Annotated in this window: 17 protein-coding genes, 1 tRNA gene and 1 pseudogene; 7 read left to right on the forward strand and 12 right to left on the reverse strand. The window is 41.5% G+C overall.

What is annotated here, in order from left to right:
• Nucleotides 1–51: 51 nt before the first annotated feature.
• From JCM15548_RS12155 to JCM15548_RS12185, 7 genes and pseudogenes are all read left to right on the forward strand, one after another.
• Nucleotides 52–765, forward strand: coding sequence for a hypothetical protein (locus JCM15548_RS12155; RefSeq protein ID WP_062125703.1), 714 nt, complete (start codon nucleotides 52–54; stop codon nucleotides 763–765).
• The gene (gene yidD, locus JCM15548_RS12160; RefSeq protein ID WP_062125705.1) at nucleotides 743–1,270 is read left to right on the forward strand and encodes a membrane protein insertion efficiency factor YidD; all 528 of its coding nucleotides are present in this window, start codon (nucleotides 743–745) and stop codon (nucleotides 1,268–1,270) included. Before JCM15548_RS12155 ends, yidD begins: the two co-directional genes overlap by 23 nt.
• Nucleotides 1,270–2,148 (forward strand): hypothetical protein, encoded by an 879-nt coding sequence (locus tag JCM15548_RS12165; RefSeq protein WP_227625761.1) that lies wholly within the window; start codon nucleotides 1,270–1,272, stop codon nucleotides 2,146–2,148. Before yidD ends, JCM15548_RS12165 begins: the two co-directional genes overlap by 1 nt.
• A complete protein-coding gene (locus JCM15548_RS12170; protein WP_062125707.1) occupies nucleotides 2,141–2,944 on the forward strand; it encodes a tetratricopeptide repeat protein in 804 nt (267 codons plus the stop codon). The genes JCM15548_RS12165 and JCM15548_RS12170 overlap by 8 nt, the downstream gene beginning before the upstream one ends.
• An 84-nt stretch (nucleotides 2,945–3,028) precedes the next feature.
• Nucleotides 3,029–5,177: pseudogene (locus JCM15548_RS12175) on the forward strand (S46 family peptidase).
• 141 nt (nucleotides 5,178–5,318) lie between these two features.
• Nucleotides 5,319–5,687 (forward strand): dihydroneopterin aldolase, encoded by a 369-nt coding sequence (folB, locus tag JCM15548_RS12180; protein WP_062125710.1) that lies wholly within the window; start codon nucleotides 5,319–5,321, stop codon nucleotides 5,685–5,687.
• 70 nt (nucleotides 5,688–5,757) lie between these two features.
• Nucleotides 5,758–5,831: transfer RNA gene (locus JCM15548_RS12185), tRNA-Cys, on the forward strand.
• Nucleotides 5,832–5,891: 60 nt separating this feature from the next.
• On the opposite strand, the gene JCM15548_RS12190 is transcribed toward JCM15548_RS12185, so the two are convergent.
• The 12 genes from JCM15548_RS12190 to JCM15548_RS12245 form a co-directional block, all read right to left on the reverse strand.
• A complete protein-coding gene (locus JCM15548_RS12190) occupies nucleotides 5,892–6,638 on the reverse strand; it encodes a WecB/TagA/CpsF family glycosyltransferase (RefSeq protein ID WP_062125712.1) in 747 nt (248 codons plus the stop codon).
• Entirely contained in the window at nucleotides 6,620–7,687 is a 1,068-nt protein-coding gene (locus JCM15548_RS12195) for a glycosyltransferase family 4 protein (RefSeq protein ID WP_227625762.1), read from the reverse strand. Before JCM15548_RS12195 ends, JCM15548_RS12190 begins: the two co-directional genes overlap by 19 nt.
• Nucleotides 7,688–7,697: 10 nt before the next feature.
• Nucleotides 7,698–8,735 (reverse strand): glycosyltransferase family protein, encoded by a 1,038-nt coding sequence (locus JCM15548_RS12200; protein ID WP_157482716.1) that lies wholly within the window; start codon nucleotides 8,733–8,735, stop codon nucleotides 7,698–7,700.
• 4 nt (nucleotides 8,736–8,739) lie between these two features.
• A complete protein-coding gene (locus JCM15548_RS12205) occupies nucleotides 8,740–10,425 on the reverse strand; it encodes an asparagine synthetase B family protein (RefSeq protein ID WP_062125719.1) in 1,686 nt (561 codons plus the stop codon).
• Nucleotides 10,426–10,529: 104 nt separating this feature from the next.
• Nucleotides 10,530–11,189, reverse strand: a complete 660-nt coding sequence (locus tag JCM15548_RS25515; protein ID WP_262487030.1) for an oligosaccharide flippase family protein — start codon at nucleotides 11,187–11,189, stop codon at nucleotides 10,530–10,532.
• A 32-nt stretch (nucleotides 11,190–11,221) separates the two neighbouring features.
• A complete protein-coding gene (locus JCM15548_RS25520; RefSeq protein WP_062125723.1) occupies nucleotides 11,222–11,980 on the reverse strand; it encodes an oligosaccharide flippase family protein in 759 nt (252 codons plus the stop codon).
• Nucleotides 11,981–11,982: 2 nt separating this feature from the next.
• The gene (locus JCM15548_RS12220) at nucleotides 11,983–13,131 is read right to left on the reverse strand and encodes a TDP-N-acetylfucosamine:lipid II N-acetylfucosaminyltransferase family protein (protein ID WP_162198232.1); all 1,149 of its coding nucleotides are present in this window, start codon (nucleotides 13,129–13,131) and stop codon (nucleotides 11,983–11,985) included.
• A gap of 11 nt (nucleotides 13,132–13,142) precedes the next feature.
• The gene (gene rffA / locus JCM15548_RS12225; RefSeq protein ID WP_062125727.1) at nucleotides 13,143–14,288 is read right to left on the reverse strand and encodes a dTDP-4-amino-4,6-dideoxygalactose transaminase; all 1,146 of its coding nucleotides are present in this window, start codon (nucleotides 14,286–14,288) and stop codon (nucleotides 13,143–13,145) included.
• Nucleotides 14,276–14,980, reverse strand: a complete 705-nt coding sequence (locus tag JCM15548_RS12230; protein ID WP_062125728.1) for a GNAT family N-acetyltransferase — start codon at nucleotides 14,978–14,980, stop codon at nucleotides 14,276–14,278. The genes rffA and JCM15548_RS12230 overlap by 13 nt, the downstream gene beginning before the upstream one ends.
• Nucleotides 14,981–15,085: 105 nt before the next feature.
• On the reverse strand, nucleotides 15,086–16,201 hold the full coding sequence (locus JCM15548_RS12235; protein WP_157482718.1) for a hypothetical protein: 1,116 nt from the start codon (nucleotides 16,199–16,201) through the stop codon (nucleotides 15,086–15,088).
• Nucleotides 16,202–16,237: 36 nt separating this feature from the next.
• Nucleotides 16,238–17,374, reverse strand: a complete 1,137-nt coding sequence (locus JCM15548_RS12240) for a Wzz/FepE/Etk N-terminal domain-containing protein (RefSeq protein ID WP_062125732.1) — start codon at nucleotides 17,372–17,374, stop codon at nucleotides 16,238–16,240.
• 69 nt (nucleotides 17,375–17,443) lie between these two features.
• Nucleotides 17,444–19,864 (reverse strand): SLBB domain-containing protein, encoded by a 2,421-nt coding sequence (locus JCM15548_RS12245; protein ID WP_062125734.1) that lies wholly within the window; start codon nucleotides 19,862–19,864, stop codon nucleotides 17,444–17,446.
• Between the last annotated feature and the right edge of the window lie 258 nt (nucleotides 19,865–20,122).

Here is a 20,122-nt window from a genome sequence, read left to right on the forward strand (position 1 = left end):
ACAATCCTGTTTTTTATATCTTTAAGCCTCTTAATATTTTAATCACTCAGCATGCCGATCCGCCACACTATTTCAGCCGCATTCCTGATTCTAATCCTGCCACTGGCCCTGCATGGCCAGTCATACAAAGGAAAGGTTTCCGTGAATGCCACCCATCAGGTGCACAAGAAGGGGCAGCTGTTCACTGTGCATTCCACCACCTTATACGATGGCAGCACAGGGGCCATTACTTGCCACTACACCTCCCCTTCCGAGTTTTACAAAACCATCAACACCCAGGGCGAAACCACCATTTACGTCCCCGAAAAAAACGAGGTATCCTTCACCCAAAACAGTCAGTATGGCAGCGACAGCGAGCTGCTGTATTATTTCGTCAACAACTTCACGCAACATCTGGGACTTGAGAGAGAGGGTTTTATTCGAAACGGTGCCAGAACAGAAGGCGCCTATTACATAACCACCTGGCAGGCCCCTGCCGGACTCAAGCCGGTTCATACCGTAGAGCTGGTCTTTGAAAACTTCCTGCCGGTCTATGCCGAATACCAGAACCTGAGCGGAAAACCCCTCAAGAAAATTTACTATTACGAATACCACCATGCCAATCATTTTTCGCTGCCGCGAAAAATCACAGAAATATCCTACACCTCAGAGCGCGATTCCACAGTCAGAAGAACCACCTTCTCCGATATAAAAACGGGCATGAACATGGAAGATGCCAGGTTTAACTTTCAAATACCGGACGATGCGGTTAAATTGGATTTATAAAGCAATATCGCTCCTGTTATGGGGCATGGTCATGGCGCCTGCTGGCGCCATCTCTCCGGAATTGCTGAATGATTTGGCGTTGATTGAAGCCAGGTCCCATCAGGCGACCGCCAAAGCCCAAAAAGCGCGCAGTCCCCAACGCCACTACCTGGTTGATAAGAACGATCCTTTGAGCGTCAAAATCAACCCGGCCTACCATGTATTTGGTGGCTTGCTATATTTTTACCAGACCTCACTTTCGCGCCAATTTTCGGCCGACTGCCTCTACGAGCCCACCTGCTCCTCCTTTTCCATGGACGTAATTGCCCATTATGGACCGGTAAAGGGTCTGGCCCTGACAGCGGACCGACTGTGCCGGTGTAACAGAATTGCCCAAACCGATCTGCACCCGCTCAGCATCAACGAAAAGACTTTGCGTTCCCGGGACAGTTATCAAATATACCGCCACCTGCATGCTAAACCTGGTCACGAAAACTGTGACCACCAGACTTTCAAACACGAGTAATGATGGCCCCATCGAAGACCATAAAGCATCTGATTTTTGTCCCCCTCCTCCTGTTATTGACCGGCACCGGTCATGCCCAGTCATTGAACCGGCAAATCAAATTCATCAACCACCTGACCAACTCGGGTTATTATGAGGAGAGCCTGGCGGAAAACCTGCGCACGCCCCGTCAGGGGCTCAGCCAACCGGCCAGTGACTCCCTCAACTATCTGGCCGGCTGGGCCGCTTACTATCTCAAAGAATTGGCGACATCCACCTCCTATCTGACCAAAGTGAGCCCGTCATCCGAGCTTTATCCCAAATCACATCTCTTTGCTGCCTACAACCAAATACACCTGAGCCATTACCAGGAAGGGCAGAGCATTCTGTCCGATTTTAAGCCCCAAAACACCCCCGATCAACACTTTGTGCACTACCTGAGCTCGGGGGTCCAACTTTTACAAAGGGACCTGGCAGGATTTGACAGTACCCTTCTTCAACTGCCCAAAGACTACTTTGGCTTTTCAAAAGAACTGGCCAACCTGCAAAGCATCCAAACAGACCTGCTCGCGCGCAAAGACAAATCCGTTTGGTTGTCGGGCCTACTGTCCGCCATCCTACCGGGCAGCGGTAAAATATATGCCGGAAAAACGGGGCAGGGCATCACCACCTTTTTACTCACCACGGGACTGGCCCTGGTCACTTTTGAAAACTATCACAAGAATGGCATAGAATCGGCATCGACCCTCCTGTTTGGATCTGCCTTTACCGTATTCTATGCCGGCAACATATATGGTTCCATGTATTCAGCTAAAACGGCCAACGATGATTTCTACCACTTACAGAATCAGAAAATTCTCTTTAATCTTCATATTCCTCTGCGCAACATTTTTGACTAAGGCCGAATCGCCCTTCATCCTGGCAGATTCGCTTTTTGCCAGCGGTCAGTATTTCAGAAGCGCCATTGAGTATGAAAGAATCCTCTTTGAGCAGGAGGATGCAGGCATGCAACGCCGCGCCTTGCTGCAAAAGGCCCTGTCGCTCAAGCATCAGCAGAGGTATGCCGACGCCATCCAGGAGCTCAACCGCATTGCCATCCGACATGCACAGGACACCCTATTGGCCGAAAAAAGCTATCAACTGGCGTCCTGCCACTACCTCAGCCAAAACTACCAGCAAAGCATCGATGCCATCAGCATGGTAGAGCAGGCATTAAAAGGACACCCGGTGCTCCCCGATCTGCTGACACTTAAAACACTGGCCTACAACCAACTGTTTCAACACGAGGAAGCCAAACAAACCCTGCTAACGCTTTCCCAACAGGCGGACAATGGCCCACTGTACCAACAAATCGCGCAGGATTTGTACCAAAACAAAAAGCCCAAAAAATATAAGAATCCCGAAAAAGCCCACAACCTGTCCATGATCATTCCCGGCACCGGTCACCTCTATTCCGGCGCCATTGGCGAGGGAGCCATCAGCTTTTTGCTGAATGCCTCGGCCCTGGGCTTTGGCGCCTGGCATGTATACACCGGTTACTACTTAACCGGATACGTCATTGGGGTAACTACCCTGGAGCGCTTTCATACCGGTGGTAAAAAGAGGGCCGAAAATCTGGCCATCTGGAAAAACACCGAAAACGCCCATCAACTCAACCTGAGAATCATTTCCTACCTCAACGGCGAGGCACAGTAGGACGAAATACGAATAAATATCATCTATTTCCCAAGCATTTTTCGCTATTTTTGTGTCTTAAAAGCAATTATAAAAAACACGATAATGAGAAAAATTTTAACAGTTTCCCTGATTTTTCTGGTAACACTGACGGCTAAAGTCAAAGCCGATGAAGGCATGTGGTTATTGCCACTGGTGCAGCAACTCAATATGAACACCATGCAGGAAATGGGGCTGGAACTGTCGGCCGAAGACATTTACAGCGTTAACCAGTCGAGCCTCAAAGACGCTGTCGTCATTTTTGGCGGCGGTTGCACCGGAGAAATGATATCCGATCAGGGGCTGCTGCTGACCAACCACCACTGTGGCTATGGACAGATTCAGGAATTAAGCACTTTGGAGAACAACTACCTCGATGATGGCTTCTGGGCCGCCTCCTTTGAAGAAGAATTGCCGGCACCGGGACTCAGCGTCACCTTTCTGAAAAGAATGGAAGACGTCACCGCTCAGGTACTGGCCACCGTTACGCCCGAAATGAGCGCCACCGTAAGAGCCGATTCCATTCGTGCCAGTATCAAAAGAATTACCGACACGCATAGTGCCGACAACGACTATCGGGTGTTGGTGCGCGATTATTTCGCCGGCAACCAGTACTTCCTGGTGGTGTATGAAGTCTTCACCGACGTCCGTTTTGTAGGCGCCCCCCCCAGCTCCATTGGCAAATTTGGTTACGACACCGACAACTGGATGTGGCCCCGCCACACAGGTGATTTCGCCCTCTTCCGTGTATATGCAGATGCCGATGGTAATCCGGCAGATTACTCGGCCGACAATGTGCCTTACCAACCGGCGCACCATTTGCCCGTTTCCCTAAAAGGCTATGAGAAGGGTGACTTTGCCATGACCCTTGGTTACCCGGGCAGTACGCAACGCTACCTGCTCATGGGGGATTGAAGAGCGCATGGATATTTCCAACCAGACCCTGATCACCGTACGTGGCGAAAAGCAGGACATTTGGGCCGAAGACATGGCCGCCAGCGACCAAATCCGCTTACAGTATGCCACCAAATTCTCCCGCAGTTCCAACTACTGGAAAAACAGCATTGGCATGAACCGCGGTCTGGAAGCCCTCGACGTCCTGTCGCAAAAACAATCGCTGGAAGCCGAGTTTGCCCAATGGGTAGCCGCCTCAGAAGCACGCCAGAAAAAATACGGCGATGTCCTATCAACGGTACAAGAGGCCTATACCTCGCGCGCTGCACACTACCTGGCCAGCAACTACCTGCGCGAAACGCTCATCAGAGGCACCGAAATCCTGTCCTTTGCCACCAACGCCAAAGACCTGGAAGAAGCCCTTAAAAAGGATGATCCGGCCAAAACAGACTCGGCCATCACCGAACTTCGGGAAAGGGCCAAGACCTTCTATAAGGATTACAGTGCCGGCACCGACCGCAAGGTCCTCGCCGCCATGCTCAACCGCTATGCACTGGATATTCCCTCAGAATACCATCCCTCCCTTTACAAGGAGATCAACAAAAAATTCAAAGGGAATTTTGTGGCCTATGCCGATAAGCTATTCGACCAATCCATTTTTGCCAGCGAAGCCGCACTGAACGACTTTCTGGACAAGCCCAAACACAAAAAGCTGATCAAGGACCCAGCCTATAAAGCAGGTCTTTCAGCCATGGACCAGTATCGCGAGCTACTCAAAATGAACCGGGAGGCCGGACAGCATATTGACGAGGCTTCCCGTTTGTTCATTGCGGGCTTGATGGAGATGCAACCCGAAAAGGTCTTCTATCCCGATGCCAACTTCACCATGCGTTTGAGCTATGGAAGCGTGGGCGACTACGAGCCACGTGATGCCGTTATATACAAGCACTACACCACTCTGGAAGGCGTCATGGAAAAAGAAGATGCCGAGAACTTCGAATTCCACGTTCCCGAAAAACTCAAAGAGCTGCACGCCAAGAGAGACTACGGACCATATGCCGATGCCGACGGCCGACTGTATGTCAATTTCACCTCCAACAATGACATCACCGGTGGCAACTCGGGCAGTCCCGTCATCAACGGCAAAGGCGAATTAATTGGTCTGGCCTTCGACGGCAACTGGGAAGCCATGAGTGGCGACATCGCCTTTGAAACCCAACTGCAAAAGTGCATCAATGTAGACATCCGCTACGTCCTTTTCATCATCGACAAATTCGCCGGTGCCACTCACCTGATTGATGAGATGACCATCGTTAAATAAAGCATCCACTGCTTTAAGCAGCACAGCCTTTAAACAGACAAAAGCCGGTTTTAACCGGCTTTTGTTATATCCCCGGGTAACACTGTTGCCCGTATAAAAGAGATGCATTATCTTCGCGCCATCAATCAAACAACAGCTCAAATGGAATCCAGTCAAAATATCGCCACCATCGATTTGGAAGAGATGGTCTTTTACGCCTATCACGGCTGCTTTAAAGAAGAACAAATGGTCGGCAACCGCTTCCTGGTCAACATCTCCCTGCAGACCGAAGTCAGCCTTCCCATGCAGTCCGACCGCATTCAGGATGCCCTCAATTACGTCAAAGTCTACGATGCCGTCAAGGAAGAGATGATGATCACCTCCCACTTGCTGGAACACATTACCGGCCGCATCATCGAGCGCCTGATGAATGACTTTCCCGCCATTTTACATGCCCGGGTCAAAGTCTCCAAAATGAATCCCCCCATGGGCGGTCAGATGCAAAACGTCAGCGTCACCCTCGAGCGCTAATATTTTTCATAAAAACCAGCCCAAAGCTATAGCCGTATGGAATAATTTTGTATTTTTGCACACTCTAAACGGTCGGTTGGCCGAGTGGCTAGGCAACGGTCTGCAAAACCGTCTACGGCGGTTCGAATCCGCCACCGACCTCCAATGAAAAGCCTCCTTGTAATTATCAACGATTACAAGGAGGCTTTCTTTTACTATATATCACTACTTAAAAATTGAATGCAACTTCTCCTTAAGTACCAAAATAATAAACTTACTATTACCAATAAGATATCGTTTCCACATTCTATTTGGTTCTTGAATGAACCGATAAAACCATTCTAATCCTGATTTCTGCATCCAGATAGGAGCCCTTCTGGTTTTACCGGCCAATACATCAAAACTTCCGCCAACCCCCATTACAAAGGGTAATTGAATTTTGTTTTTTATCTTATTTACCAGGTATTCTTTTCTCGGAGAACTAATACCAACAAACAGGAGATCAGCCCCACTATTAACTATTTCGTCGGTTATCTCCAGATCCCTTTCTTCATCAAAATAACCATGATGATATCCACCAATCACCTCTTTACCATATCGTTGCCCCACAATAGACACAAGTTTCGCTAAAATATTACTTTCAGCACCTAAAAAGTAGCATTTAAGCTGATTCTCTTTGGCTATCGACAAAAGTCTTAACATCAGATCTATGCCTGGCACCCTTTCTGGAAGAGGTTTTCCTAAAAATTTTGACGCCCAAACAACCGACATACCATCCGCATTAATAATGTCCGCATCAAGGACGGACTCCCGTAAATAAATATCATCCTGTATGGCGACAACCTTTGCCGCATTCAAAGAAATCTGTTGGGTAAAACGACCTTCTTTGATTCTTTCAAGGATTAAGGAGACTGTTTCATCCATTGTTAAAGCATTAATTCGGGTGTTAAAAATTAAGTATTCCTTTTCCATACCTCCTTAATAAAATATTTCATTTTTAGCATTACATTATTCTTATCATAACAAGTGGCAGTTTGCAATGCACAACCCCTCATTCTAATTTTTTCCTCCATACTCAAACCAATATACTTCTCCACAGAATTACATAAGTCTAACGCATTGCCAGCTTCAAACGCAATTCCATTAACCTCATCTTTTAAATAGGAAGAAATCCCATCAATTCGACTTCCTATCACGGGCGTTCCGCACGCCATGGCCTCAAGACCGACCAACCCTAAACTCTCTCTTAAACTTGGAAAGACAAAAATGTCGAAATGATTATAGAAATCAGTAAGCTGAGATCGTGGTTTTTCTCCATAAAAAGTAACATGCTCTTTTAACTTTTTAGAATTGTTCACCTTTGTCCGATAAATTTCCTCAAGACTTCCACATCCAACAACGTGGAGATGAAGCTGCTCATATTTCTCAATTAGCAAGCTAAAACCATTAATCAAGGTATCAAAACCCTTACCGGGATCTAAGCGACCCACAAACCCTATGTGAACAACATCAGATTGAATTTCACCATTAGGTTGAAAAACCAAACTATCAACACCACCCGAAGGAGAAACAAAAATCTGTTCCGAAGATATCCCATAATTTTCTGCAAACGTTCTGCCATAATCTGCAGACGGTACAACAAAAGCCCCAATATGGGAAAAAAAAGTACTTGTAATGCGCAACAAAAACTTTCCAGCCCAACGTCCGGGAAACAAATCACTTCCATGAAAGTTAACTATCACTCTTTTAAGTACTCTTTTTCTATAAAACAATAAGGGCAACAAAGAGTGATTCCCAAAATGGAAATAAAACAAAGCATTAGAATCACCCAATACCCATAATATTCGTAAATAAAAAACAAAGTATTTAGCGAGTTTGGCTATAATATTTGTTCCACGCCCTCTTATAAGGACAGAGCTAATTTTGAACGTACAATCATTTTTTAATTGGTCCAACCATTCTTTCACAAAAATACCATAACGTGGCTGTTTTCCGGTGGGAAACATATTGGATACAACCACAATTTTCAAGTTACTCATTATAAGATAAAAAAACACTCAGAAGATAAGCGTAACGTTGTTCATAACCATTTTCATTAGCTATATTTAAAAACCGATTCGTCAAGAGCCTATACCTCTCTGGATTGTAATTATTACTTAGCATTTGGTGAATATTATTGTAATCAGCCACTGATGCAAACAAAGGGTAATCTACTCCAAGTAACTCAACCAATGGAAGATGCTTCTCTGTCACAAATGGCAGCCCTAAAGCCAAAAAATCCATCACCTTTATTGGAAAAGTTAAATCATCATAATCATTACGTGGCCGACTATGAAATGCATAGGCAATGTTATTCTGGGCCAAAAAATCCGGAATCTGGAGCAAAGGTAATTGAGTCCAGACCACATAAGGCAAATCAGAAAGAACTTCTTTTAAACTATTGTCTCCTGAAAGAACAAAAAAATCATAATACTTCTGATAAAGCTTGGCAAACTCCAAAAACTGTTCGAAGCCAGAATTTTTGTAACCAGTACCTCCCAAATATACTATACCAGGCCTTGCGCCAAAATCGGGCATATCCTGTCTACTAAGCCCAATAGGCACCCCGGGAGGCAGCAGGTAGTACGGCTTTTCAACATAAGTGCCCCTCCTAAAAAAGACAGCTCCCATTTTATTGGTAGGAAAGAAAAAACAATCGGCAATCCAACTAAAGAAAAGGTTTGTAATGTGATTGGCCAAAGTCAATAAGCGCCCTTTTGGAGAACGGTAATTCTCCGGAAAAAAATCAAAATACACATCTCTTATAAAAACGAAGACTCTTTTCGATTTTAAACGTAATATAGACAATGATAAAAGATCTATTAACGCTATCCTGTTCGTTGCGGACTCAACATAAGTAAAATTAACGGATGGGGATTTTATTGCTTTCAATAGCTTCTTTTCACCCACTATGATACTGTCCCCCTTATGCTTAAACACCTGCCCAAGAAGGCTTATCCTATTGCGTGGCCCACCTGAAACCTTTTTCAAATCGGGCACGACGTATAAAACATTTGTATTAGATTCCATTGTATTATGAACCAGATTTCTTAAACACATTTAAGGCGGAAAGCAGTGTCAAAACTTGGGCTTTCTCTGTACCTGTGCCATCAAAATATAATCTTTCACAGTCTCCTTTTAGCTTAGGAAAATTATTTAACAATACGATATGATCACGGAAATAATTTTCTAAAAAGGAATTTAATTGTTCATTGTTATGAATCCAATACCCTAAGGGATTCATATCCTTTTTTGTATTACTTCCATAGGTGTTAATGCCAATCTTTGACAAAAGCTTGGTATAAAGTTGAGAGAGAGGCACGTGCTTTCCGCCAAACGATACCATTAAAGAATAGTTTACTGGAACTTTTTCCTTTTCCCAAATATATTTAGCAGCTTTAGGGTATTTCGTATTAATCCACTTTTTATAAATATGATGCTTGCTCCTTAGCTTTATAGGGATACTTAAAGCGAACTCCATAAAATCGATATCATAAAAGGGCGACCATGTCTCCGTGTATTCTAATGCGGCTAATAATCCTTGATTAGCCCCATTAAAGCCCCTTATGTAAAGTTTAAAATTCTCTTTATCTGGATAAAAGTCTTTAAACGTGAAGTTTTTTAGAACAGGAACAAGCTTTTGCGAGTAGCCTCCATCGCCAAATTTATAATGCTTATGCGCTTTGATATTAGAAAAACTCCCTAACACAACATCTCCTAATTGCCCAGAATGAAGTAATCCGAAATCAGTAAAATTAATGTATTTATAAAGGCTCAAGGCATGAGCTAATCCTGAATATAGAGCGTTTCCCCCGGTAACTTCTGTCGTTTCATCCAGATTTTTTAAATACATACCATTATCTAATGATTTAAACAACCATTCATGTTCTAGATCTGAAGATATTTGCTTCGCAACCGTTTCATCCAAATAATTACTTTGAGAAAAGGTAATATTTAACTGGTTGGTATAACCTAAATCATGAGCAACCCACACGGTCATTCTAGAGTCAAGCCCCCCACTTAAAGCAGCAAGATGTTTATAACCATATTCCTTGTCCTTTTCAAATGCTAAAGACACAGCAGCTCGAAATCGAATATCTATTTGGTCAACAGCTTCCTCTTCGGATATTTCTATTGGGTTAAGGCCTAACTTATAAAATGCTGTTAACGATAATGAATTATCTTTAATGGTAGCAAAATGACCAATCATCAATCGTTTAACTTCCTTGCAAATAGTTAGGTCTTCAAAAACAAAACCATAGGTAAGTACCAAATAGGCCGCCTTCTCATTTAAACCAATTGAAACACTTTTCTCCTTTATATATTTCAACAACTCCATGTAGTTATTAGAAAAACAGAAAAAAATCTGATTCTCAAAATAGTAGATTGGCTTACTCCCAATATGGTCAGAAAAAACAATCCATTTTTGCTTCTTTTTGTCAAATAAGCACCCGTAATATGATCCTTTTAACTTGCTAAAGAAACAACTTCCATACTTATCATATAAAGAAATAACATAATTACTCCAAGCTTCACCGGAACCTTCGTTAAAAAGAAGTTTCTTATTAAGAACAATTCCATCAAGAACTAAAATGTAATCTATATTCTCATAATTTATTTTATCATTTCCAAACTTAGTAGAAGTTGAATAGGTGAGTGTGTAGGGTTGTCTATTGTCTCTTCCAGGATATTTTATTACATCCAAAATAAATATTGACATACTTAAAACTATTATCAAATTGAAGAACTAAAAAAAACATTAAAAAGAACCCTTCCAAGCAAGATCTAACGGCATTCCCACATATGCTTTGCGACGTTTAAGGATCAGACTCTTAGGCGGAGTTTAATAATAGATAGTTCCTTTATCGTCTTATAGTCGAAAACAAACATGAAAACTAAATACATAAGAATAACAGTGCCAGTTTTAACCAAAACGCTCACAATTTCACTTTCAAACAATTGAAAGTCAAACATTTTCAATTTCGAAATTAAAACCATGCCAATAAAGAACAAGAAAGGCTTAAAAAATTGTTTTAAATACTCAAGTAGACGAATTTGCCCCATGGGTAATAATTGAACGTACCATAATGGAACTATTAGAATTATGGACAGAAGGGCATACAAAACAGCCACCGTTCCAATATCGAAAAGGGCCCCTACAAATATAAAGATAGGAGAAATTACAACTCTGAAAATAGTCCACTTGAACCCTAAGTCTGTTCTTCCAGTTGCAATTTGCAAACTTCCTACAGGGTTAGACAGTGATGCCAAACAATAGGCAATGGCAAGGAAAACTAAAACCGATGAGCCATCTTCATATTCACTGCCGTATAAAAGATATAATATCTCCTTAGAACTAACAATCAGAATTAAAAAGGTCGGAAAATTAATCAACGCCAAATACTTAATCACTTTCAAATAAGAAATCTTCAGCCGCTCCCGATCCTTCTGAATAGTTGAGAGCAACGGACTTAAAACATTCACAACCACAGGATTAACAACCCTAAAGAGTTTAATTACAATTTGCTTAGAAAGCTATAAAGGCCCAAACTTTCTGCGCCCAACATCTTTCCAATTATTAACACATCTGTTTCCCGCGAAAAAAAATCAAGTAATGTACTTCCCATAGAGAAGCCACCAATTCTTAAAAATGGTCTGACTTCTTTTAGGCAAAAATGCAACAAGATCGAATTCTGTCTTAAATTTTGAATTAAAAATAAGGCATTGGATACAAGAGAGGCAGTTAAAGTTGAAAACACTAAACTATATACGCCATATTCATAAATTGCTAAAATAATGGCTAAAACAACACCTGAGAAAAATGAAATAAGATCAATTAGAGCGATCTCTTTAAATTGAAATCGCTTTTGCATAATAGTTCGATGCTGCCGCCCCATAGCAACAAAAAGCAGATTCAACCCCAAAACAGGTAATAGCATACGTATTTCTGGCTCTTCATAAAACTGAGCTATGTAAGGCGAACTCAAGACAAGCAGAATATACAAGAAACCAGATATAAAGATATTTAGCCAGTAAATACTGCTATACTCCTTACTTGATGAATTTTGGTGATGAAGGATAGCTGAAGACATCCCCATATCAACAAAGACATTGGTAAACTGCACCACAAATAAAGCCATCGCAACTAAACCAAAAGCTTCTTTAGGCAAGAACCTGGTAAGAATAGAAATTTGAATTAATTGAAACAACGAACTTCCAATAGTGCCGACAATCGACCACTTTGCCCCGGACACAGCAATTTTACGTAATATCATGACTAATTTAAAAGCGCCATTGTTAATGAATACAGATCTCCTATAACTTTCTCCCGGGAAAACATTTGTTCCAGTTTTTCCCTGTTTAGAATCTGCTCATGCACTTCCAGTGTTCTGTTGCCATATATCTCAAAATCGTTTTCTATATTAAAAATTGCGATTCCGCTTCTTTTAAAATAAAGATAGGCTGGATTCTTCGTAGAAAGATAAACACGAGCTCCCATATATAACATAGCTATGATATTACCCATCGCTTGTTGTCTGAAGTGATAAAAGATTCCTACAGAACAACTTTGAAGGATTTTTATGTATTCAGCCCGATCTAAAAAATTAAGCAAAGGATGGAATCGGCCTTTTAACTTTTTCTTTCCCTTTTTCAATACAGCTCTACTATGTCCGGGATCATTTCCATAACTCAAAACAAAATAGATTGTTCCAGTCTCCTTAACCCCATAAAGAACATCTATGGCATCCAAATAATTAGATTCTAAAGAATTAGAGTTTCCGACCAAAATATTTCGGGCTTTCCCATCAATTTTTAGATCTTTTGTGCCAGCTAGATATTGATGAATTGTACTAAAAGCAACTTCATGATAACTCAGATTAGTGTGTGGAAATAAGTTTTTAAAAAAAACATAATCTTCATAAATATAAGTCGCCAAAAAATGAATTCTTTTAAAAGATTTCTCTTGCAAGTCAATATATGAATTAGTCAAATTCAAGACATTGTTAGTCACGAACCTTAAATAATTCCACTTCGTCAAATGCCATTTCAACAGGACAAGAGGTCTTTTCTGGATTAAGAACTGCTTCGTCTTCTTAGCATACAAATTTCGGCGGTTTTTGGGATGCATATATATTTCAAACCCCCACGCTATCCATGCTATACGGATATCAATATTAATTTTATCAATTACTTTGGTAAACAAATAATCCAGAGAATGAAGCACTATTGCTTGAGCTTCATTCATTATCAACACCTCATTTATATCATCTCGCTTGATATTATAGGCCTTAATAATTGCTTCATCATTAAAACTAATATGCTTAAAATTTCCAGTATCATCATTCGAAAAAACTAGAAAAACATTATGTTGGGAGACTAATAAAAAATTCTCAATGATCTGATCGATTATCTTTTCATCTTTCACAAAATGTATGATCATTTTACAAACTCCTTGACTTTTTTTAAAACAAGCTCAACATCCATAACAGACAAATCAAAAAACAAAGGCAGACGCACAATTGCCTGGGAATATTTATCTGAGTTAACCAGTTCCTTGCCGATATACTTATCTTTATAGTAGGGGCTGCTATGAAGACTTAAATAATGAAAAACAGAATGAATGGTGTCCCTTTTAAGTTTACTAATTAACCCAGAACGAACTTCCTCATTATTGCATACTAAATAAAACATATGTCCGTTAACTGTAGCATAGTGAGGGATAGAAGGCAGTCTAACCTCCCTTAAATCAGAGTTCGTAAAAGCAGAAAAATAGGTATTCCATAACAGGATTCTTTTCTCCTGAATTAAATCCAACTCCTCCAACTGTGCCCATAAAAATGCAGCAGTTACTTCTGATGGAAGAAAACTTGAACCCGTATCCACCCATCCATATTTATTAACTTCACCCCTAAAAAACTCAGCTCTGTTAGTTCCTTTTTCCCATATTATCTCAGCCCTTTTAATAAACCGTTCATCATTAATCGCCAAAAGACCACCTTCGCCACTCTGAATATTCTTTGTTTCATGAAAAGAAAAGGCAGCAAGATGCCCTATGCTTCCTAGAGCTGCTTTTGTTCCATCCGTATTAATGTAATAGCTATCAATTCCCTGTGCAGCATCTTCAACTACAAAAAGATTGTACTTGTTGGCCAGTGTCATTATTTTCGCCATATCACATGACACCCCCGCATAATGCACTGGCACAATGACCTTTGTCTTAGCAGTTATTAACTCCTCAATCCTTTCTTCGTCCATCCCTGGATGATCACTGCGACTATCGGCAAAAACTATTTTAGCACCTTGTCTAACAAAGGCTAATGCAGTACTCACAAAAGTGTAAGAAGGGATAATTACTTCATCACCAGCTTTTATATCCAACAACAAGGCACACATTTCTAAGGCATCCGTACAGGAGGTGGTCAACAATGCCCTTTTAAACCCAAACCGCTCTTCAAAAAAACTTTGACATAGTTTTGTGTATTTCCCATTACCGGAAATATGACCGGATGCTACCGCGTCGTATATATAGTGTACTTCTTTGCCAGTGATATGAGGTTTGTTAAAGGGTATTATTTGTTCCATATATGGTAAATATATTCAAACGATTTAATAACAAAGTCATTTCTCTCATACAATTTCATTGCCGGCAAATTATTTCTTTGAGTAGATACTTCAAGCGTTTCAAATCCTTTTTTCTGACAAAAACGCATAGCAGCCTTTAACAAGCAACTTCCAATCCCTTTGCCTTGATAATCAACATTTACAGAAATCAATCCTATGTTTGCCGTGGTTAAAGTTTTAGCTCCCAAGGTTACAAACCCACAAATCTGATCATCTATCCGATATACCAATACGATATTTGCTATTGTATGATCGACACTCTTGCCAAGCCATTCACTGTACAACAACGAAAATTCGTTGTTCTGGAAATTTTCATCAACAAGGAATCTGCTATACTTACCACTAAGAAATGCAAGTTCCAACAATTGGTTATACGAATGAATCATATCATTGTATTCCTCGATAAAACCATTATCACCGAAATCATCAAATTCAATTAATTCATCACATGATCTATGCCATGTTATTCTAATATCAGCAAGTTTTAACCTCTCTGGTATCAAAAGCTCCTTATTAGAAAAAATGTACGTAAGTACAAAATCTTTAGATTCATCTATAATCTTATCTACATCAACCTTTCCTGTAGCTTCAATTCTATATTGTCCAACATTATACCCAAAGAAATTTGAATCCCAATTCTTTTTTTCTATCATAAAATCCTATTGAGAAATTCTAAAACACAAATCTTTTGAAGGTCTTCGAATAAAAATATTCATTAAAACATCCTTCTTAGGAAACAATTGTCATAGACTTGATTATCATAACCCCACATCAAGTTTTAAAAAGCCACGCTTAAACCCCCACTCCTTAATGATTAAATAGGGAATTAATAAATAAAACAAATAAGTGAAATAATGAATAGTCAGAAGGTTCGTTACCAAAACGATAAGAGCGAGTGCCAACCGCCCTTTAAGACTTGGAATTAGTTTCAATAAAAAATAGTGGCTCAAAAAAAATATCAAAAGCAATGCCAATCCTCCTCTATGAAAAACATAGTAAAAACCATTGTCAATCTCATGGAAATTATAGTAACCACTTAAGGACGGAGCGATGGTGTTAACCCGGAAAACCCGGGAAGTAGCCCCAAAACCCTCTCCGAAAAAAATAGTTTCAAAATCAAATCGAGTATTGCCTAACACCTGCACCAGATCAATAATCCTCATCTGGAAACTGGCATACTCCCATGGTCTGAATAAATAATTCATTTTGGATGCTAAAATATCTGGCAGAAAATCCCTAAAAACATAACCCGATAAAACCAAAACAATAACAGCCCCCGCAGTCTTCCCAATAGATTGAAAATCCAAAGCAAGTAGCAAAAATAGACCAACCACAATAATAAGGTTCATAAAATTTGTTGTCAATACGATACTTGCCAAACCAATTATAAAAGCTGAGAAGGCAATCCAATCAAGTGGCTTCTCTTTAATAACATAAAAAAACAATAGCAGTATTACACTGATAATTGGTGGTCCATACATTCTTCCTCCCAATCCAAAAGTCCCCCAGCTCCAAAAATTGGGGATCAGGTTAAAACTCAGAGCGATATAAAGAAGCAAAACCAATGCATTTATTATATATAAAACCTCAACTATATATATATCACGGAATTGAATTAGAGCTAACCAAAAAATCAAGTAAAACAATTGAAATTTAATATCAATCTGAGGATCGGTATGATTATTAGATATGCCTATTATTAGGAAAGGCAAATAGACCAAAATGATCAAAATAAAATAAAATGGAATAGCAATTCTCTGCGTAAACGAAAACAAGAGCACCACGCCTAGTAAGGCTAGGACAATAGGTGCCCCTGAATTTACTCCCTGCAGGAAGTAAATCAGGGTCAGCAAAAGAATTATTCCAGCTCTCAAATTAAAAATCCCATTTTACACGCAATAAAGCCCCTACTACCATCTATCACGAACTAGATATCCAACTCTAAAACCCAACAAAACAAGCACACCCATAATTGCTCCCAAGAGAATACTAGTCAGGACAATTCTAGAACGTTTAGGAGAGAACCTCTCAATAGGCACTTTTACAGGTTCAATCACTGAAAAGACAGGCGTATCCCTACTAACACTAATTTTTGCTTGCTCAACTTGCTCGGCCAAATTATTATTGAGCATCTGTGTTAAGGAATATTTGTCTTGAAGTAGTTGATGTCGAAAATCATCTCTTTCACTTACTCTGTTTCGATTTGCATCCCGGTATTCAAACAGTTCGGCTCGTACCGTTTCAAATTCACTTCTCTTTTCTCGATATTGTTCCTCAATAAACTCAAGATTTAATCTTGACTGGCTCGTTTTATATTCAACAATATAATCCTCCAGCATCTGCTGTACCCTTTCTGTCAACTGCGCTGACAAAAGGGCGTCATGTGAATTAACTGTGATAGAAACTAATCCATTATCTTCATTGAGCACAACCGAAACATCCTCTTTAATCCTATCCACGAACTGAGAAGTTATCTCATCAATCAGAATAAAACTGGTAGAATCCTGTATCCAAGAAGATGGAACTTGTTCAACGGGCGAAGAAATCAATTCTTTAACTGTCCATGGCAGTTTGACTGTATATTTAACAATTGTTTTACCTATACCTGCAACCGAATCATTCCTCATCCAGTCAATGTACGTCATCGTATCATTTTCTTCTGGAAAAAAAAACGATGAGTTGATCAATTGAATTATAAATGGAGTGCTATAAACAACATCAGAATATAGCATCGGTGACAACTCAGAGGAACTCCCTATCATCATTCCTCCCAAGTCAACACCGGCCAAATTAGCCAACCCTCCTAATCCCCCTAGACTCCTATCGGAAGATTCGGAATGGGGCAAAATTACTACCCGGCTCTGAAAACGTTCAGGACTCAGAAGTGCTATCAACACTCCCAATACCACAAAAAAGAAAATCATGGATAGAATGACCCCACGCCCAAGCCACAAAGATTTCAGAAGTCCAAGAATCTTCAATTGGTTATCTACCAAAATCGGAGGATAATCCTTCCTGGTCCATCCCTCTATAAATAACTTTTTCATATTCGACATAAAATATTAAACGGGATCCCTCGAGTTAATTCATTAATAATGACATAGAAAGACCTAGCCCTACAACGCATTAATCATTGTCACCAACGTCAGCGCGATGGTTGAAACGCCGCTGCCTATGGCAATCCATGCCGTAACGGGCAGAGATTCCCTCTCTGGCTTTTGAGGCACCACAATTTCACTTCCAGGCGTTATTTTGGGATAAGAGCGAAAGAACAGGAAATTGCTGGTAGCACCGGCACTGCCATTGGGATAAATAACGTAGGTACGGTTTCGCTTGGCACGCAAGGCAAAACCCCCACTGTTTTTTACATAGTACTTAACACCGCGTCCTTCGATGAAAGGCATGCTCAAAGGGTTGAGCACTCCGCCTCCCACCTGTATCGTTTGGTTGCGACGGGGAACGACGAGCTCATCGCCATCGCGCAAATAAATGTCATCCCGGCCTCCGGGGTTGTTCAGCGCTTTGCTCAGATCCACCCCCACCACTTCAAAATTCATTTCATTCAATTCCAATCCCTCATTCTGGGAACGGGCAAATTCTCGTAATCGACGCTCTTTGGCGGTCAGACTGATAGGGCGTGTCAACATCGCCCCGGGCAAGTATGCCTCTGCAGTAAATCCACCGCTGCGCTTAATTAAATCGGACAAACGCTCATTCTTTTTGACCAAAGCATATTCTCCGGAATAATGCACCTCACCGTTAACACGAACACTTCCTTCTCGAATGCCACCCGGAGCTCTTCGTACATAGACCTCATCAAAAGGTGCCAACTCAAAGGCGGCATCTTCACTGTTTAAAGTCAGGTTTCTGGGAATGGTGAACTGAAAAAGATGTGCCGAAACAGCGCCGGGGTCAGCGGCCTCTTCGTAGCTCAAGCGACGCGTCACCTCAATGTAACTTTCCGATGCCCGTTCTTTAAAACCACCAGATAGCATAATCAAATCACCCAGCGACATGCTTTCCCGGTAATCAAAACGGCCTGGGCGCTGCACTTCCCCCATTATTCTGACAGATCGATCTTCTCGCATATCATCGATGGTCGAGATGGTCACCACATCCTCACGCTGAAGGGCGACATCTGAAGCTCCCGAAACCACGCGGGAAACATTGAATGACACATTGGTCATGGTCAGGTCTTCATTGCGACGCAATATCAAGGCACGCTCGACAAAAGCATCCTCACGAACCCCATCGGCCCGCGCAATCAGATCGCTCAACATCATGCCTTCCGACAATTCGAAAGTTCCGGGACGAAAAACAGCCCCCTTGATGGTGACACGGTTGGCAAAACGATCCAGAACCTTACCTACGTATATGCTGTCTCCGTTCTGCAATCCGGTATCGGCAAAGCCTTCCGGCAGTACATCCTTCATGACCCGCTCACGACCATTGTTACGATAAAGTTCCACCCTGTTTCGATAGGCCGTTTCGTTAAACCCACCGGCAAAATCAAGTAATTCAGCCAGCGTCTCCCCTTCTTTGGACTCAAAAATCCCAGAGCGAATGAGTTCACCACCAACGCGTACCCGGCGATTATAGGTAGGTACCATGATCACATCGCCATCGTTAAGAACAACATTAACCGATCCATTGCCATTAATCAGATAATCATAAACATCCAATTGCTGAATAACCTCACCATTGCGAATCACCTGAATATTTCTAAACGTTCCCCGAATATTGGGACCTCCCGATAAATAAAGTGCGTTAAATGCCGTCGCGCTACCCGGCAAAGAATAAGTCCCCGGCGCAAATACTTCACCAATGACATTTACCGTAATCGGCTGTATCGATCCCAAATGAATATTGGCAAAAGTTCGGGGCGGATCAGAAATTAAATCCCGATAAATGAGCGCCAGCTTTTCCTGAATCATTTCACGGGCAACACCCAATTGTCGCCCCCCCACACCTACGGGTCCCACATTGGGAATCCGAATCTGGCCATTTTTATCCACAATGGCCACATAGCTTTGCTGCGATGCGCCGTATACGTCAATGCGAAATTCATCTCCAACCCCAATTTGGTAGGCATCGGTAACCGGAAAGTTAGCTCCGGACTCAAAGGACAGGTTTTCACTGTTAAAAAGCTGGAAACCAAATAAGCGCTCCTCCTCTTGCGTGGGAATAAAAAAGGCTTTCTCAGAGAATTGACCGTCACCGCCAAACAAAAAATCAGACGAAAAACCCGACTCCAAATCCAGACCGGTTTCTGAGCTCCTGGAAATATCCTGATCGGTGTTAACGGACAACATCCGTTGTCGCAACAGATTGATTTGCTCTTCACTCACACCCTTGGCACGTGCCAAGGCCAAGGCCTGATCTTCCGTCATGCCTCTTTTCTGCATCTCTGCAATCAATCTCTGAATTTGTCCCTCACTCAACGCCGAAACATCCACCGAAGCAGGGTTGATATTTTGTCCCCAAATTGGCCCGACCAATAGCAGACATACAGACATCAGAATAAAAAAAACTCTCATGTTAAACACTTGTTATTAAACGAATTACTTCTAGTAAACCATATCATAGGGTACGCTCACGCTTCCTCACCCCCACCCATTTGGCGAGTCGGAAATAACAATTATTCGGTTAAACAAATCCCTGTGCTCACCGACCAATCACGTTATAGTGGCATATTTCAAGCCCGTTGTATCAAACGTGAAATACCTTAAAAAATTGTAAACACTGGGCGCCAAAGATGTCCATTTCATCAAAAAAAGAACATCCGCCACCTAAGC

The sequence above is a fragment of the Geofilum rubicundum JCM 15548 genome (assembly GCF_000974365.1).
GTDB lineage: Bacteria > Bacteroidota > Bacteroidia > Bacteroidales > Marinilabiliaceae > Geofilum > Geofilum rubicundum.

Excerpts from the sequence above, each read along its gene's own strand:
- JCM15548_RS12155 (WP_062125703.1), top strand. The coding sequence starts at position 52 with ATGCCGATCCGCCACACTATTTCAGCCGCATTCCTGATTCTAATCCTG.
- yidD (WP_062125705.1), top strand. The coding sequence starts at position 743 with ATGCGGTTAAATTGGATTTATAAAGCAATATCGCTCCTGTTATGGGGC.
- JCM15548_RS12165 (WP_227625761.1), top strand. The coding sequence starts at position 1,270 with ATGATGGCCCCATCGAAGACCATAAAGCATCTGATTTTTGTCCCCCTC.
- folB (WP_062125710.1), top strand. The coding sequence starts at position 5,319 with ATGGAATCCAGTCAAAATATCGCCACCATCGATTTGGAAGAGATGGTC.
- JCM15548_RS12190 (WP_062125712.1), bottom strand. The coding sequence starts at position 6,638 with ATGGAAAAGGAATACTTAATTTTTAACACCCGAATTAATGCTTTAACA.
- JCM15548_RS12200 (WP_157482716.1), bottom strand. The coding sequence starts at position 8,735 with ATGGAATCTAATACAAATGTTTTATACGTCGTGCCCGATTTGAAAAAG.
- JCM15548_RS12205 (WP_062125719.1), bottom strand. The coding sequence starts at position 10,425 with ATGTCAATATTTATTTTGGATGTAATAAAATATCCTGGAAGAGACAAT.
- JCM15548_RS25520 (WP_062125723.1), bottom strand. The coding sequence starts at position 11,980 with ATGATATTACGTAAAATTGCTGTGTCCGGGGCAAAGTGGTCGATTGTC.
- rffA (WP_062125727.1), bottom strand. The coding sequence starts at position 14,288 with ATGGAACAAATAATACCCTTTAACAAACCTCATATCACTGGCAAAGAA.
- JCM15548_RS12230 (WP_062125728.1), bottom strand. The coding sequence starts at position 14,980 with ATGATAGAAAAAAAGAATTGGGATTCAAATTTCTTTGGGTATAATGTT.
- JCM15548_RS12240 (WP_062125732.1), bottom strand. The coding sequence starts at position 17,374 with ATGAAAAAGTTATTTATAGAGGGATGGACCAGGAAGGATTATCCTCCG.
- JCM15548_RS12245 (WP_062125734.1), bottom strand. The coding sequence starts at position 19,864 with ATGAGAGTTTTTTTTATTCTGATGTCTGTATGTCTGCTATTGGTCGGG.